The 15,842-nt window shown below is 34.6% G+C and carries 14 protein-coding genes; 10 read left to right on the forward strand and 4 right to left on the reverse strand.

The features are described 5' to 3' along the window. The first annotated feature begins 88 nt into the window (after window positions 1-88). The 9 genes from DFQ03_RS04485 (at window position 89) to tsaB (ending at window position 10,399) form a co-directional block, all read left to right on the forward strand. Complete coding sequence (locus DFQ03_RS04485) at window positions 89-1,336, forward strand: ABC transporter permease (protein WP_133671796.1); 1,248 nt, start codon at window positions 89-91, stop codon at window positions 1,334-1,336. A gap of 38 nt (window positions 1,337-1,374) precedes the next feature. Continuing rightward, on the forward strand, window positions 1,375-2,631 hold the full coding sequence (locus DFQ03_RS04490) for an ABC transporter permease (RefSeq protein ID WP_133671797.1): 1,257 nt from the start codon (window positions 1,375-1,377) through the stop codon (window positions 2,629-2,631). A gap of 30 nt (window positions 2,632-2,661) precedes the next feature. Beyond that, entirely contained in the window at window positions 2,662-3,780 is a 1,119-nt protein-coding gene (locus DFQ03_RS04495) for an efflux RND transporter periplasmic adaptor subunit (RefSeq protein ID WP_133671798.1), read from the forward strand. 90 nt (window positions 3,781-3,870) lie between these two features. Then, a complete protein-coding gene (locus DFQ03_RS04500; protein WP_133671799.1) occupies window positions 3,871-4,572 on the forward strand; it encodes an ABC transporter ATP-binding protein in 702 nt (233 codons plus the stop codon). Further along, entirely contained in the window at window positions 4,565-5,794 is a 1,230-nt protein-coding gene (locus tag DFQ03_RS04505; RefSeq protein ID WP_133671800.1) for an ABC transporter permease, read from the forward strand. Before DFQ03_RS04500 ends, DFQ03_RS04505 begins: the two co-directional genes overlap by 8 nt. A gap of 1 nt (window position 5,795) precedes the next feature. After that, window positions 5,796-7,058, forward strand: coding sequence for an ABC transporter permease (locus DFQ03_RS04510; protein WP_133671802.1), 1,263 nt, complete (start codon window positions 5,796-5,798; stop codon window positions 7,056-7,058). 43 nt (window positions 7,059-7,101) lie between these two features. After that, entirely contained in the window at window positions 7,102-8,250 is a 1,149-nt protein-coding gene (locus DFQ03_RS04515; RefSeq protein WP_133671804.1) for an efflux RND transporter periplasmic adaptor subunit, read from the forward strand. A gap of 36 nt (window positions 8,251-8,286) precedes the next feature. After that, entirely contained in the window at window positions 8,287-9,636 is a 1,350-nt protein-coding gene (locus tag DFQ03_RS04520) for a TolC family protein (protein WP_133671806.1), read from the forward strand. An 82-nt stretch (window positions 9,637-9,718) separates the two neighbouring features. Beyond that, entirely contained in the window at window positions 9,719-10,399 is a 681-nt protein-coding gene (gene tsaB, locus DFQ03_RS04525; protein WP_133671807.1) for a tRNA (adenosine(37)-N6)-threonylcarbamoyltransferase complex dimerization subunit type 1 TsaB, read from the forward strand. Window positions 10,400-10,456: 57 nt separating this feature from the next. Here the strand turns inward: tsaB and DFQ03_RS04530 are convergent, their stop codons facing one another. From DFQ03_RS04530 to DFQ03_RS04545, 4 genes are all read right to left on the reverse strand, one after another. Next, window positions 10,457-11,281: a mechanosensitive ion channel family protein gene (locus tag DFQ03_RS04530; RefSeq protein ID WP_133671983.1), complete on the reverse strand. Its 825-nt coding sequence runs from the start codon at window positions 11,279-11,281 to the stop codon at window positions 10,457-10,459. A gap of 79 nt (window positions 11,282-11,360) precedes the next feature. Further along, window positions 11,361-13,412 carry a thioredoxin domain-containing protein gene (locus tag DFQ03_RS04535; RefSeq protein WP_243834417.1) on the reverse strand — a complete coding sequence of 684 codons (2,052 nt, stop codon included), beginning with the start codon at window positions 13,410-13,412 and terminating at the stop codon, window positions 11,361-11,363. Between the two features lie 66 nt (window positions 13,413-13,478). After that, entirely contained in the window at window positions 13,479-13,679 is a 201-nt protein-coding gene (locus DFQ03_RS04540; RefSeq protein ID WP_027064938.1) for a dodecin family protein, read from the reverse strand. 71 nt (window positions 13,680-13,750) lie between these two features. Further along, window positions 13,751-14,662: a NifU family protein gene (locus tag DFQ03_RS04545; RefSeq protein ID WP_133671809.1), complete on the reverse strand. Its 912-nt coding sequence runs from the start codon at window positions 14,660-14,662 to the stop codon at window positions 13,751-13,753. A gap of 123 nt (window positions 14,663-14,785) precedes the next feature. On the opposite strand from DFQ03_RS04545, the gene DFQ03_RS04550 reads away from it, so the two are divergent. After that, entirely contained in the window at window positions 14,786-15,808 is a 1,023-nt protein-coding gene (locus tag DFQ03_RS04550) for a PorP/SprF family type IX secretion system membrane protein (protein WP_133671810.1), read from the forward strand. Window positions 15,809-15,842 lie beyond the last annotated feature (34 nt).

Here is a 15,842-nt window from a genome sequence, read left to right on the forward strand (position 1 = left end):
AGTGTAACATTCTTCCAATTGGTTAGTCTTATGATTGTGTGATATTTGTATCACGCTCATCAATCAATCAAATTAATCAATCAATGTTATGTTCGACTTAGAACGTTGGCAAGAAATTTTCGATACTATTCGCAAGAATAAGTTACGTACATTTCTAACTGGACTTTCCGTTGCTTCAGGTATTTTCATTCTAGTTATTTTATTGGGTTTTGGTCAAGGCATGCAAAATGGTATCGCCAAAGAATTTGAGCAAGACGCGGCTACTAGCGTTTGGGTCTGGCCAGGTGTTACGACCATTGGCTATAAGGGAATGAATCCTGGTCGACCTATCCAATTTAGAAATGAGAATTATGACATGGCCGGTGTTTTGTTTGAAAATCAAATAGAGAATAAATCACCTAGGCTTTTTATAAGAGGTGTATTTATAAACTACGGTAGTGAGTCTTTGGCTTATAACGTTCAGGGCGTTTCTCATCAATTTCAGTTTATCGAAAATGAGTTTATGACCCTAGGGAGATTCCTTAGTCAACAAGATGTGGATTCTAAGGCTAAAGTGGCAATAATCAGTAACAAGATTAATCGAGAGGTGTTTCACGCACTAGAAAGTCCCATAGGGGAATATTTAGACCTGTCTGGCATCCCTTTCAAAATTGTTGGTGTCTATGGTGATATTGGTGGCGAACGTGAAGAAGATCGTATTTATATTCCTGTAAGTACTGCGCAACAGGTTTTCAATGGCGCTGATCATTTAAATAATCTTTCCTATACATTACCTCCTGTAGAAGATTTCGAAACTGCCGTTGCACAATCTATCAAATTTAAGAATGATTTAAAATCGTATCTGCAAAAAGCACATACGGTGGCGCCAGAAGATACTAGTGCCATACAAGTATATAATCCCATGGAAGAAGCTAAACGCTTTTATGCTCTAATGGGAGGTATCAAATTTTTCTTTTGGTTCGTAGGGGTTTGTACCATTATTGCAGGTATTGTAGGTGTTAGTAATATTATGTTGATCGTGGTTAAAGAACGTACGAGAGAGATAGGTATACGAAAAGCTCTTGGAGCAAAGCCATGGTCTATTGTGGGTATGATTCTTCATGAAGCAATTTTTATAACGGCAATTGCAGGTTTTACAGGGCTCATATTAAGCATGGGGATACTCGAAATTGTGGGTCCGCATGTAGAGGTAGATTATGTATTAAATCCCTCTGTGAATTTCAATGTCGCCTTAACCACTGTATTTGTATTGATTTTTGCCGGTGCCGTAGCCGGATTTTTTCCTGCATGGCGAGCGGCTAAAATTCATGTGATAGAAGCATTAAGAGACGAGTAATTAAAAAACAAAAAAGTATAATTAATTAAGATGTAACCATGTTTAATAGAGACCGGTGGAAAGAAATCTTAGAGGTATTATCTAGCAATGTGTTTAGAACATTGGCAACCTCTTTTGGGGTGGGCTGGGGTATATTCATTCTGATAATACTACTTGCTGCGGGAAAAGGATTGGAAAATGGTATTCGAGCAGATTTCGGAGACATCGCTACCAACACGATGTTCATGTGGTCACGTAATACGACCATTTCATATAAAGGCTTGCCAAAAGGAAGGCGTTTTAGTTTTAAGCTAGAAGATGTACAGGCTATAAAAGATAATATTCCCAATTTAAGATTCATTTCGCCTCGAAATCAATTAGGCGGATTTGGAGGAAGTAATAATGTAGTACGAGGTTTAAAAACGGGTGCTTTTAATGTTTACGGAGATTATCCTGAAATAATTCGGCAAGAACCCATGACTATTACCTCTGGTAGGTTTGTAAATCATAATGACATTCAAGATAAACGAAAAGTAGCGGTCATTGGTGTTGGTGTAAGAAATGAACTTTATGACCTAGGTGAGACAGTATTGGGGACGTATATAAAAATTCAAGGAGTCAATTTCATGGTAGTAGGTACCTATCAAAAGAAAGACGATGGTGGTGGTGAAGAAGGTCAAAAGGAAATATATGTTCCGTTTACAGCATTCTCACAAGCCTTTAATATGGGTAATGATGTCGGGTGGATGGCAATTACTGCGTTAGATGGTAGCTCCATTTCTAACCTTAAAGAGAAAATAGTAAATGTTGTAAAGGAGAAAAGAAAAATTCACCCCGATGATAAACGTGCAGTTGGGTATTTTGATCTGTATGAGCAATATAATCGTGTAGAAAGTTTGTTCGGCGCATTACGTTGGGTAGCCTATTTTGTAGGTGTGTTGGTATTATTATCGGGAATTATTGGGGTAAGTAATATTATGCTCATTGTAATTAAAGAAAGAACAAAAGAAATTGGAATTCGACGGGCTTTGGGCGAACCGCCTTGGTCCATTAAAAAACAAATTTTAATGGAGTCCATTTTCCTAACTATCATATCGGGTATGATAGGCATTGTTTTCGGGGCGGCATTTATTTATGGTGTCAATGCGGTGCTCGACTCCGTAGGTCCAGTGGACATGTTTGTTAACCCTAGTGTAAGTTTGGGTGTGGTAGTCAGTGCGCTGGTCATTTTAATATTTTCCGGATTGTTAGCGGGATTCATACCTGCACAAAGTGCTATCAAGATAAGACCAATAGAGGCATTAAGAACAGAATAAATTCATCATAAAAATATAAGCGATCAAAAAATGAAAAAGTCAACAACAATTATCATCCTCCTAATTATCGTACTAGCCTTTGGCGGTTCAATGTTCTATTTGTATTCCAAAAATGCCGAAGATCCTGTAGTATATCAAACAGAAGAACCTTCTAAGCAGACCATTATTAAAAAAACCATGGCTACGGGCAGTATACTTCCGTTAGAAGAAGTGCTTATAAAGCCGAATATCTCTGGAGTAATAGAGAAGATTTTTGTGGAGGGCGGCGACTATGTAAAGTCTGGAGATTTGTTATGTACTATTAAAGTAGTACCAAACTTAAGTGCATTAAATGATGCACGAAATAATATTGATGAAGCTAAAATAAATTTAGATGACCAATTGAGAAACCTTGATCGTCAAAAAGGATTGTTTTCTAAAGGGGTAATTTCAAAAGTAGATTTAGAACGGGCGCAGGTAACTTATGATCAATCTAAGCAGTCTTACGCTGCTGCCAATAAAAGATATGATATTGTGAAAACAGGTACTACTTCTGGTTTTGGTAATGCCGCAAACACACAGATAAGGGCTACCGTTAGTGGTATGGTGTTAGAAGTGCCTGTAGAAGTAGGTAATCAGGTCATTGAAAGTAATAACTTTAATGAAGGTACGACCATTGCAGCTATTGCCGATGTTGATAAAATGATATTTGAAGGTAAGGTCGATGAATCTGAAGTAGGTAAAATTAAAGAGAATCTTCCGTTAGAAATTACTGTAGGTGCCATAGAGAATAAAATATTCGACGCTGTTTTAGACTATATAGCTCCAAAAGGAAATGAAGAAAACGGTGCTATTCAATTTGAAATAAAAGGTACGCTTAAAAAACAAGACTCCGTATTCATTAGAGCAGGTTTAAGTGCAAATGCATCTATAATTTTAGCTCGAGCAGATAGTGTTTTGGCTGTAAAAGAAGCTTTGGTACAATTCGACGATGAAACCAAAAAACCTTTCGTAGAAATCGCTACCGGTGATCAGCAATTTGAAAGACGAGATATTGAACTGGGTATCAGCGATGGTATTCACGTGCAAATAAATTCGGGTATTAAAGGAGGTGATAAAATTAAAGTTTGGAACGAGATAGTGCCCGATGCCCTTGCCGAAAACGAATAAAGTAAAAAAATAATTAAATTGATGTAACAATTTATGCTATGCATAGTCTAATGCATAGACAATGTAAAATTGTTCAAAACAACAACCAACATGATTCAAATTAAAGATCTTCATAAGTCCTATAAAATGGGCAAGAATTCTCTTCACGTTCTTAAAGGAATAAATTTTAATGTTGAAGAAGGGGAGTTAGTAGCTATCATGGGCTCTTCTGGTTCGGGTAAATCTACCTTACTGAATATTCTGGGTATGTTAGATGAATTAGATGAAGGTACTTACACTCTAGATGGTGTAGCTATCAAAAATTTAAATGAAACCAAGGCCGCCCAATATCGTAATAAGTTTTTAGGATTTATTTTTCAATCATTTAATTTAATTAATTATAAAAGTGCCGCAGAGAATGTAGCGCTTCCACTTTACTATCAAAAAGTAGCAAGAAAAGAACGTCAAGAAAAGGCGCTTAAATATTTGACTCAGGTAGGACTTAAAGAATGGGCAAATCATTTGCCCAGTGAACTTTCTGGTGGTCAAAAACAGAGAGTTGCCATTGCAAGAGCTATGGCAGCAGAACCAAAAGTGTTATTGGCTGATGAACCAACAGGGGCATTAGATAGTACAACGTCTTACGAGGTAATGGATCTTATTCAAAAGATAAATGATCAAGGTAATACGATATTAATCGTAACTCATGAACCAGATATCGCCGATATGTGCAAGCGTATAGTGCATTTAAAGGATGGAGTGATTATAGAAGACAAGAAAATTGAACAAGTAAGAGCTTCAAAATATGTTTAGTAGAGATAATTGGAGAGAAATTTTTCAGACTATTCAAAAGAATAAGTTAAGAACATTCTTGTCTGGTTTTACCGTAGCTCTGGGAATTTTAATTTTTGTAGTCTTATTTGGTTTTGGAAATGGTCTTATTAATACGTTTCAATTATTTTTTGAAGATGATGCACAAAATATAATTACCTTTTTTCCAGGTCAAACTACTAAACCTTATAAAGGGTATAAATCTGGTCGACAGATAGAATTTGATAGATCTGATTTAGCTGATATTGAAAAAAACTTTCCAATGTTTTTGGAATATGTAACGCCAAGAATAGGGCGAACTTACCTTACCAAATTTAAAAATGAATCTAACAATTATTCCACTCGTGGGGTTGCACCTTCTCATCAGTTTGCTGAAAAAACCATAATCATGAAAGGTAGGTATCTAGATAAATTAGATATTTTAAAGAAAACTAAAACTGCCGTTATAGGCAGGCTAGTTGAAAGAGATTTATTTGGTCAAAAAGATGCAATTGGTAATTATATCGATGTTGGAGGTAGTGTATTTAAAATTGTCGGGGTTTATCAAGATGACGGTGGTGATGATGAGGAACGAAGAATTTATGTACCCTATACCACACTACAACTGATTGAGAAAAATAATGATAAAGTAGATCAAATAATTGTAGCTTTTAAACCAGAATTGGGCTATTCGGGTGCAATGGCCTTAGAAAAAAGTCTTTCTACATTCTTTAAGGAAAAAAAATATATAAACCCGAATGATCAAAATGGTATTTTTATACGAAACGTAGCAGAAGGCTTAAAGCAGACGCAGCAATTAGCAAGGGTTTTGCAATTGATAGTATCATTTGTTGCCTTTGGGACAATAATAGCGGGAATCATTGGTATTAGCAATATTATGGTTTTCGTAGTAAAAGAGCGAACCAAAGAATTAGGAATTAGAAAAGCACTTGGTGCTACCCCTAAATCTGTAATAGGTACAATACTTTTAGAATCTATATTTATAACCACCATCTCTGGTGTTTTAGGCATGTTGATCGGGATAGCTATTTTGAGCTCGCTTGATAAAACTTTAGAGGACTTTTTTATTACTGACCCATTTATAGATTTATCGGTGGCTATTTTCGCAACCGTTGTACTAATAATTTTTGGTGGTGTAGCAGGTTATATTCCTGCAAAGAGAGCAGCACGTATTAAACCTATTGTAGCACTAAGAGACGAATAATATGGGATTTTTATTTGATAGAAATACATGGCAAGAGATTTTTGGTTCTATTAGTAAGAATAGAACTAGAACAATCATAACTATTATTGGTGTTCTTTGGGGAATATTCATATACATAGCGCTATCTGGTGCTGCCAAAGGTTTAGATAATGGGTTTGATAAAGTTTTTAAAACTGTAGCTATTAATAGTATGTTTGTTTGGGCTCAAAGTACGAGTATGCCTTATGATGGTTTTAAAACGGGTAGACTTCTTCAGCTAAAATTAGAAGATGTACAAACTATACAAAATAGAATTCCTGAAGTTCAATATATAGCACCAAGAATTACACAGGGTAATTTTGGCTCAGAACCTGTATATACTGTTCGAGGGCAAAAATATGGTAGTTATGTTTTGAACGGCGATTATCCGATATACACCAAAATATCTACCAAAAAAATATATGATGGTGGTAGGTTTATTAACCAAGAAGATATTGACCAGGCAAGAAAAGTAATTGTAATCGGTGAGCGTGTCGAGCAAGAACTTTATACTAAAGATGAGGACCCTGTGGGTACCTGGATCAGAGTGGGTAGCGTATACTTTCAGGTTATAGGGGTGCATAAACTTGCACAAGGGGTAAGCTTTGATTCTGATACTGCCATGTTTATTCCATTTACAACATATCAGAAATTATATAATTCTGGTGATAACATCGGGTATATGTGTATTGCTGCATATGATAATGTAGATGTAGTGCAGGTTGAAAAAGATATTAAGACATTACTTAAAAATATACATAGAGTAGATCCTAAAGATGAGCGAGCATTCGGTTCATTTAATTTGGGTGAAGCATTTTCTAAAACCATGGGCTTTGCGGACGGACTAACATTTATGTCACTTGTAGTGGGTATTGCTACAATTTTGGCGGGAGTTATCGGTATTGGTAACATCTTACTCATTTCGGTAAAAGAACGTACCAAAGAATTAGGTGTTAGACGAGCTCTTGGGGCAACACCGGCTGAAGTTAGAAACCAGATTGTAATGGAGTCAGTATTTTTAACGCTTATTGCAGGTATTCTTGGTATTATATTAGGCGCAGGAGTTTTAGCACTCATAAATTCATTCACTAAAGACATTGACTTTCCATACACCAACCCAACGGTTCCAATACCTTATGTCATAGGGGCATTAGTTATTATGGTGGTTTTGGGTACTTTAATTGGATTGATTCCTGCGCAAAGAGCAGTTAGTATACGGCCTATTGAAGCTTTAAGAGAAGAATAATTAAGAAGAATAACCAAATATTAAACGATAAACAACTATTAAAATGAACAAATTTGTAAAATATGCATTAATAGGTCTAGTAGTTCTTGGAGCTTTGTGGGCGGCAGTATTTTTTATCAAAAGCAACAGTAAGTCATCAATAACATACGAAACTTCTAGTCCATTCATTTCTAGTATTGAGAAGAAAACAGTTGCAACCGGTAAATTGATACCAGAAGATGAAATTGAGATCAAACCGCAAATTTCAGGAATTATCGATAAAATTTACCTTGAAGAAGGTGTTGAAGTAAAAGCAGGAGATTTAATTGCAGTTATAAAAGTTGTTCCTAATGAGCAAACATTAAATCAGGCAAAAGGTAGGGTGAATAGTGCCAATATATCACTTAGTAATGTTAAAATAGAATACGATAGAAATAAAACTCTTTTTGATAAAGGCGTTATTTCTAGTCAAAATTTTAATGATCTAAAATTACGCTTTGATCAGGCTCAGCAAGAATTGCAAAATGCACAAGCAGATTATCAAATTGTTAGAGTTGGTTCGGCAGGTGGGTCTACTAGCGCAAATACCAATATTAGGGCAACGGTTGATGGAACTATTCTTGAAATTCCTGTAGAAGTTGGTGATCAGGTTATTCAAAGTAACACCTTTAATGATGGTACTACCATTGCTACTATTGCAGATTTGAGTAAAATGATATTTGAAGGTAAAGTAGATGAGGGCGAAGTAGGAAAATTAAAAGTAGGCGCACCTTTGAAAATTAATTTAGGCGCCATTGAAGGTAAAGAATTAAATGCTAAATTAAGATTTATAGCCCCTAAAGGTGTTGAAGAAACTGGTGCTGTTCAATTTAAAATTGAAGGTGATGTTGAAAATACAGAAGATATTTTTATTCGTGCAGGTTATAGTGCCAATGCTTCTTTAGTTTTAGAAAAGAAAGATAGTGTTCTTGTTATTTCAGAAGCCTTATTACAATTCGATAGGCAAACAGATAAACCTTATGTTGAAGTAGCGGTTGGGTCTATCGACGATCAAAAATTTGAACGTAAGGATATTGAAATAGGAATCTCTGACGGAATTAATGTGGAAATTATTTCTGGATTAACAGAAGAAGATAAGGTTAAACAATGGAATAAAACAGAGCCTGTTAAAAAAGGAGAAGAGGACAATGAGGAAGAAGAATCAGAAGAGTAAAAAGTCAATCAAAATACAAATCAAAACAATCAAAAAATGAAATTTAAAATAACCGTCTTTGCGTTTTTGTTCGGCATGGCAATTACCATGGCACAGCAAAAAAAATGGACTCTAGAGGAATGTATTGTGCATGCTGAAGAGAATAATTTAAGTATTGCACTATCTGAACTGGATTTTGAAGAAGCTAAAATTGGTGAGTCAGATGCATTTGGTAATTTTTTACCAAATGCGAGTGGTACAATTACTACTTCTGCAAATACAGGTTTATCATTTGATCCTACTACGCAAGAACCAGTAACTACTACAATTTTAACTGCAAATGGTGGTTTAAGCTCTAATGTTAATTTGTTTAATGGATTAAGAAATATTAATAATCTTAGAAGGGCAAAGATGAATTCGTTAGCAAGTCAATATCGCTTAGATGATTTAAAAGATGATATTCGTTTAAACGTAGCTTTTGCCTATTTGAATATTATTTCTGCTAAAGAAACATTGGTTACACAAAAAGCACAATATGCGGTAACTGAACAAGATATCAAGAGAACTGCTGAGCTAGTAGATGCCGGTGTTTTACCGAGGGGAGATTTATTAGAAATTGAAGCTACGGCTGCAGGTCAAGAACAGCAAATTGTATTAACTGAAAATCAAGTAATTATTTCTAAAATAAGTTTAGCTCAATTACTTCAAATAACTGATTACGGTAATTTTGATGTCGCTGAAATTGATATAGATGTGCCAAAATCAGAAATTTTAATTCAAACACCAAAGGAGATTTTTGCCAAGGCATTATCTTTTAGAAATGATATTAAATTTTCTGAAAGTAATGTTGCCCTAGCGGAACAGGATTTGAAAATTTCAAAAGGTGCTTTATTACCTACACTAGTGGGGTTTTTTAATTATAATACCAGGTATTCTGATCAAGAGCGTTTCAATAATATTACCGGCGTTTTGGAACGAGAGAGTTTTTCAAATCAGTTATGGCAAAATGACGGTATTTCATATGGTGTTCAATTGAATGTGCCCATTTTTAATCGCTTTGTAAATAAAAACAATATTGAACGTTCTGAGATTAATATTTTAAGATCAGAATTGCAACTAGAGCAGACTAAGTTGCAGTTAGAAACTGATATTAATCAATCTTATGTTGATGTAAAAAGTTTCGCTAAAGCTTATGAAGCTGCCGAGAAAAATTTAGAAGCAACAAGGTTAGCTTATGATTATTCAAAAGAAAGATATGAAGTAGGATTAATGAATGCTTTTGAATTTAGCCAAACTCAGTCAAGAGTAGATAATGCAGAAGCTGACGTAATTCGTACTAAGTATGATTATATCTTTAGAATAAAGGTATTGGAATTCTATTTTGGTATTCCTCTTTCTTTAAACTAGGTAAAACGGTAAATTATAAAGGCCTGTAACATTTTTATGTGTACAGGCTTTTTCATTTTATAGTATGTAATACCTTTGCAATATGGGTGTACTATTAAATCTAGAAACTTCATCAACAAATTGTTCGGTTTGTGTGGCTAAGGACGGCGAAATTCTTGCAATGAGAGAATTGAATTCTGCAAACTATTCTCATGCAGAGAAATTGCATATTTTCATTGAAGAGGTACTGCAGGAGGCTTCTTTGAAAATGGAAGATTTAGAAGCTGTAGCGGTCAGTAAAGGTCCGGGTTCTTATACGGGACTTAGAATTGGTGTTTCGGCGGCAAAAGGCTTATGTTATGCATTAGGCATCCCGCTGATTTCGATTTCTACATTGAAGAGTATGGCATCTCAAGTAAAAATTAAGAACAATGAGTTATTGGTGTCTGTTTTAGATGCTAGACGTATGGAGGTATATTCTTCTATTTTCGACTCGGAACTCAATGAAATAAGAGAAACGAAAGCTGAAGTAATAGATGAAAATTCCTTTCAGGAATATATCAATGAAAAACACGTTCATTTTTTAGGTAGTGGAGCAGAGAAGATCAAAGAATTATTTCCATTAGAAACTATTAGCTACCATTGCGAAGTTGTACCATCAGCCAAAGAAATGGCAGCTATTTCATCTGATAAATATTATATCGCTGACTTTGAAGATGTGGCTTATTTTGAGCCGTATTATCTAAAGGATTTTGTGATGCAGACTAAGAAAGCGAAAGCATAAAAGTTTCGTAAAATAAAAATGCCCTTGATTATCAAGGGCATTTTTGTTTTCTGTAAATTAACTTTTCATCTGTGTAATTACTCTTTGTGGGAATGGTATTTCAATACCTGCAGCATCAAAACGATATTTTATCTCTTCTAAAACAAAGAAATGTGCAGCCCAAAAATCATCATTATCCGCCCAGAATCGTAAAGTTAAGTTTACTGAACTATCTCCTAATTCGCCTACATAAACTTCGGGAGCAGGTGTCTTTAAAATAGTTTCACGTTCGTTACAGATTGCTAAAAGAATTTCTTTTGCTTCTTTTATATTAGATGTATAACCTATACCTACATCAATTTTGTCTCTTCTAGTGTCTTGCGCGTTATAGTTTGTAATGGTGTTATTAGATAGTTGCCCATTTGGAATTATCGCAATTTGGTTACCGAAAGTGCTTACTTTAGTAGTGAAAATTGAAATCTCTTTTACCGTACCATCTACACCCTGAGCAGAGATAAAATCTCCTATTCTAAAGGGTTTGAATAATAAAATTAGAACACCACCTGCAAAATTTGCCAAAGAACCTTGTAAAGCCAAACCGATAGCCAAACCTGCAGATGCTAAAATTGCAACCAAAGAACTTGTTTGTACTCCTAATTGGGTAATCACCAATATGAAAAGTATTATTTTTAAAGCAATGCTTATAAAGCTTTGTAAAAATGTTTCTAACGCTAAATCGTAATCTTTTTTAGCGAAGAACCTTCGTATCATTTTATTAATTATACGTATCAGGTAGGTACCTGCAACTAATAGAAATATTGCCCATAATATACTTGGTAATACAGCCCATAACCAAGCTATTGCATTATCTGCATGTTCTTGCAGATTCATTATTTTGTCCATCATAAATTTTGTTTTTTAAAGAGCCAACTTAACCAATTATGTATAATCCATAGATAATAAGAGACTGAACAATTAATCCTTAAACATTAGATGAAACAAGACTTAAAGCTTTACTAGGTTCTTCAACGGGCATTTGACAGCTACCGTGGTTGCAAACATAGATGAGCGTCTTGTTCATTACATACCTGTTCATTAATAAAGGTAAATTACTGGTTTTAGCATTTGAAGCAGCAAATATAGCGTTTGGCAAATAGTTCTTCATGAGGGTTTTGCATATGAGTTCAAAGTTTTCACCGATAACGACCAATTCATAGAAATTATCACTCATTAGCTGTGCTAAGTGAAGCCAATTTGCATGATTTTGAGGATTTTTTATGATAGATGGTTTCATCGTTTTTATCATTTGATGCAAACGGATATCAAAATTATCTTCTGGAAAATATCTGGAGAGCTTATGTAAATTATGAGCCATCATTGAATTGGAAGACGGAATTACATTATCTGCAGTTTCCAAAGTTCTTCTTATAAGGTCGTTATCGTTATTAGATGTGAAAAAGAATAATCCCGTATCGGCATCTGAGAAATTTTTAATGACATATTTTGTGAACTCCAAACTATGATTAAGCCATTTTTCATCAAAAGAAACTTCATATAGCCCTATGAATGCATCGATTATTGAAGCATAATCTTCTAAAAAACCATGAATAGTACTTTTTCCGTTTTTAAAGTTACGGTATAAGCCACCATCTTCAGTGGTCATTAGTTCTACAATAAAATTAGCGTTATTAATTGCAAGTGGTAAATACCTATCATTTTCTAGGTATCTGTAAGCATCTGTTAACCCTTTTAAGGCCAAGCCATTCCAAGAGGTTAAGATTTTATCATCTAATCTTGGTTTGTTTCTTTTCTCTCTCTCAACTTTTAATAATGATAGGCATTTAGAGATAATTTGTTGTAATTCTACTTTTGTTATGGAATGATTCATTGCAATGGCCAATGCTTCTGAATCTCTAATAAGAACATAATTGTCTTCTTCCCAATATCCATAAGAGTTAATACTGAAGTAATCACTAAAAACAGGGTAATCGTCTTTTAATAGTTCTTTAAGTTGATTTTCTTGCCAAACATAAAATGCACCTTCTACTAATTTGTTGTCATCAGTAAAACTATCTGCATCTAAAGAGGAGTAGAATCCGTTGCTTTTATCCAAAAGCTCTTCTTCTAAAAAGGTAATACTTTTTTCTACTACACTTTTGTAAAGCTCATTTTTAGTAGCTGCATATGCATTCGCATATAGGCTAATCAATAGCCCATTATCATAAAGCATTTTTTCAAAATGAGGAACATGCCATTTAGTGTCTACAGAATATCTAGAGAATCCGCCTCCAACATGATCAAATATGCCGCCCCAAGCCATTCTTGTCAGGGTTGTGTTTACATATTCGTTTACAGTATTATCTAGTTTAGTGTGAGAATAGTATTGTAAAAAATTGAGATTAGTAGGCATCATGAATTTTGGTGCCCGTTTATATCCTCCTAAAAAGGTATCAAAGTATTTGGTCCAATCGATAACCATCGTATCAATTTCAGAACCTTCGATTAAACTTTGATTTTCACTAGTAGTTATTGCATTGATTTCTTTAAGTCCTGTTGCCATGTTTTCGGCATACCCTATAATTTTATTAGGGTCATCAACGTAAAGTTGTTGAAGTTGATTTAAGACTTGTATCCATTCTTGTTTTTTCACAAAAGTTGCTCCCCAAAAAGGTCTACCGTCGGGCAAGGCAAGAATATTTAAAGGCCAGCCGCCACTGCCCGTCATCATTTGTAAGGCATCCATATAAATATGGTCAATATCTGGCCGTTCTTCCCTGTCCACTTTAATATTTATAAAATGGGCATTCATTGTTTTGGCAACTTCTTCATCTTCAAAACACTCATGCTCCATAACATGGCACCAGTGACAAGCCGCATAGCCAATACTAATAAGTATTAGTTTATTTTTTTCTTTAGCTTTTAGCAAAGCTTCATCGTTCCAAGCTTCCCAATTAACTGGGTTATGTGCGTGCTGCAGTAAATATGGACTGCTTTCTTTAATTAGATTATTAGTATGCTTTTGTGGGATAGGCATTGGGTATATTTTAGTTTTAAAACAAAAAAAGCGCCATTTGGCGCTTTTAATCCTTTTAGGTAATTGTTATTTCACTTCAAAAGTGATTTTCACATTTACTCTATAATTTTTGATTTTTCCGTCTTCAACAGTAGCACTTTGCTCGTTGATGTAAACCGACTTAATATTCTTTACTGATTTAGATGCTTCAGAAACTGCTTTTTTTGCTGCATCTTCCCATCCGTTATCGGAATTTGCTAATATTTCGATTACTTTTAAAACTGCCATAATTAATGATTTTTAGATTTATTTAAAGTTACAAAAATTGGAGGCAATGTTTAATTCATTTCAATGATTAATTAACCGTTAAGCGCAACTACCTCATTTACTTTGTCTCCCATCATATTTTTTAGCATGGTTTCTATACCATTTTTCAATGTAAAAGTTGATGAAGGGCAACCACTACAAGCTCCTTGTAGAATTACATTAACCGTTTTACTTTCTACGTCGTATGATTGAAACATAATATTACCACCATCACTAGCTACAGCAGGTTTTACGTATTCTTCTAAAATATCAACGATTTCTTGAGAGGTTTCATCAAGCGCTATGGTGCTTTCTGCCGATACAGTTTCTGATACTTGGGCTTCTGCGCCTATAGCTTTTGCATTATCAGCAACAATTTCTTTGCCGTCGGCAATGAAATTTCTAATTACTTCGCGTAGTTCAATATTAATATCATCCCATTCTGCGACTTCATATTTAGAAACAGAAACATAGTTCTCGTCTATAAACACTTGTTTCACGAACGGAAACTGAAATAGCTCCATAGCCAATTTAGAATCTCTAGCTTCATCAATATTTTTGAATTCGAATGCAGAAGCTACTATTTTCTTGCTTGCTACAAATTTCATAGTAGAAGGGTTAGGTGTAACCTCGGCATAAACTGTTACCGGTACTGGCTTATCCATATCTTCTTCTATGACTATGGGTTCCCCGGCATTTAAATACTCAACTAACTGTTGTGCCACTTCATCTTTTACATCTTCCCACTGAACAATATCATAACGTTCCAACCCGATGAAATCACCAGAGATGTATACCGTTTTGATAAATGGCAAGTGGAATAATTGCTGAGCTAAAGGGGAGTTTTTAGCATCATCAATATTCTTGAATTCGTAATTTTTTCGTTGAACTAATATGTGATTAGTTTCGAACTTTAATATATTAGGGTTATTGGTTTTAACGACCGTAATTGAATACTCTTTCATCTCTCAAAAATTTTAGGCAAAAATACAAAGGAAATCTTAGTTTGCACCTACATAATAATGTTGAGGTTAACTCGTTATAAACTTTATATTAGTGAAACTAAACCCTAGTTTTAAAGTCCCAAGATGAAATACCATATACTTCTATTGTTTACCGTGCTTTTGATTGGTCTAAAATCTAATGCACAAGAAGGTATTCCTGTTTATTTTGATTATTTATCTGATAACTACTATTTAGTTTTTCCATCAATGGCCGGTATCGGTGAAGGCGGAAAGATTAGGGCAACTGCTAGAAAGCAATGGTTTGATGTTGATGATGCACCAAGTTTACAGACTATAAATGCACATTTTCGATTGGGTGATTCCCCTAGTGGTGTTGGTGCAATCATATTTAATGATGCTAACGGTTACCATTCTCAAACAGGATTGAAATTAACATATGCTCATCACTTAAGAATGGGTGGAGAAGATGTAAGGCAGTTGAATCAACTTTCTTTCGGATTAAGTGCAACAATTTTACAAAGTAGTTTAGATGAGACCGAGTTTAGGTCAGCTACACCAGATCCAGCAGTTTCTGGTATAAAATTAAGTTCGTCTTACACCAATGTTGATATCGGTATTTCATATAACTATCAAGAGTTTTATACGCATTTTGCAGTAACAAATGCATTGACAGGAAGTAAAAGAAACTTATATTATAGAGATAGAAATGACGACCCAGAGGAACTGGTCATTGATAATATTAGAAGATTTTTAGTATCTGCAGGTTATGTTTTTGGAAGAAGTGAATGGCAGTTTGAGCCCTCTATACTTTTTCAACTGACCGAATTTACAAAGGAAAAAAGCATGGATATTAATGCTAAAGTTTACAAGGATGTAGATTTTGGCCGTATTTGGGGCGGATTGTCATATAGAAGAAGTTTTGATGGTGCACAGTTTCAAGACGGTACTTCTTTTGGTGAGCAACGTTTGCAATTGGTTACTCCGATTGTTGGTGCAAACTTCAATAACTTTATGGTATCTTATAATTATTCGTATCAAATGAATGATTATCGTTTTGATAATGGTGGTTTTCACCAAATAACTTTAGGGTATGATTTTGGTCAAAAAGAACGTAAATACGATTGTTACTGCCCGGCGGCAAATTAAAAAGGTCTGCTCATAGTTGAGCAGACCTGGTATT

The organism is Maribacter caenipelagi (genome assembly GCF_004364175.1).
Taxonomy (GTDB): domain Bacteria; phylum Bacteroidota; class Bacteroidia; order Flavobacteriales; family Flavobacteriaceae; genus Maribacter; species Maribacter caenipelagi.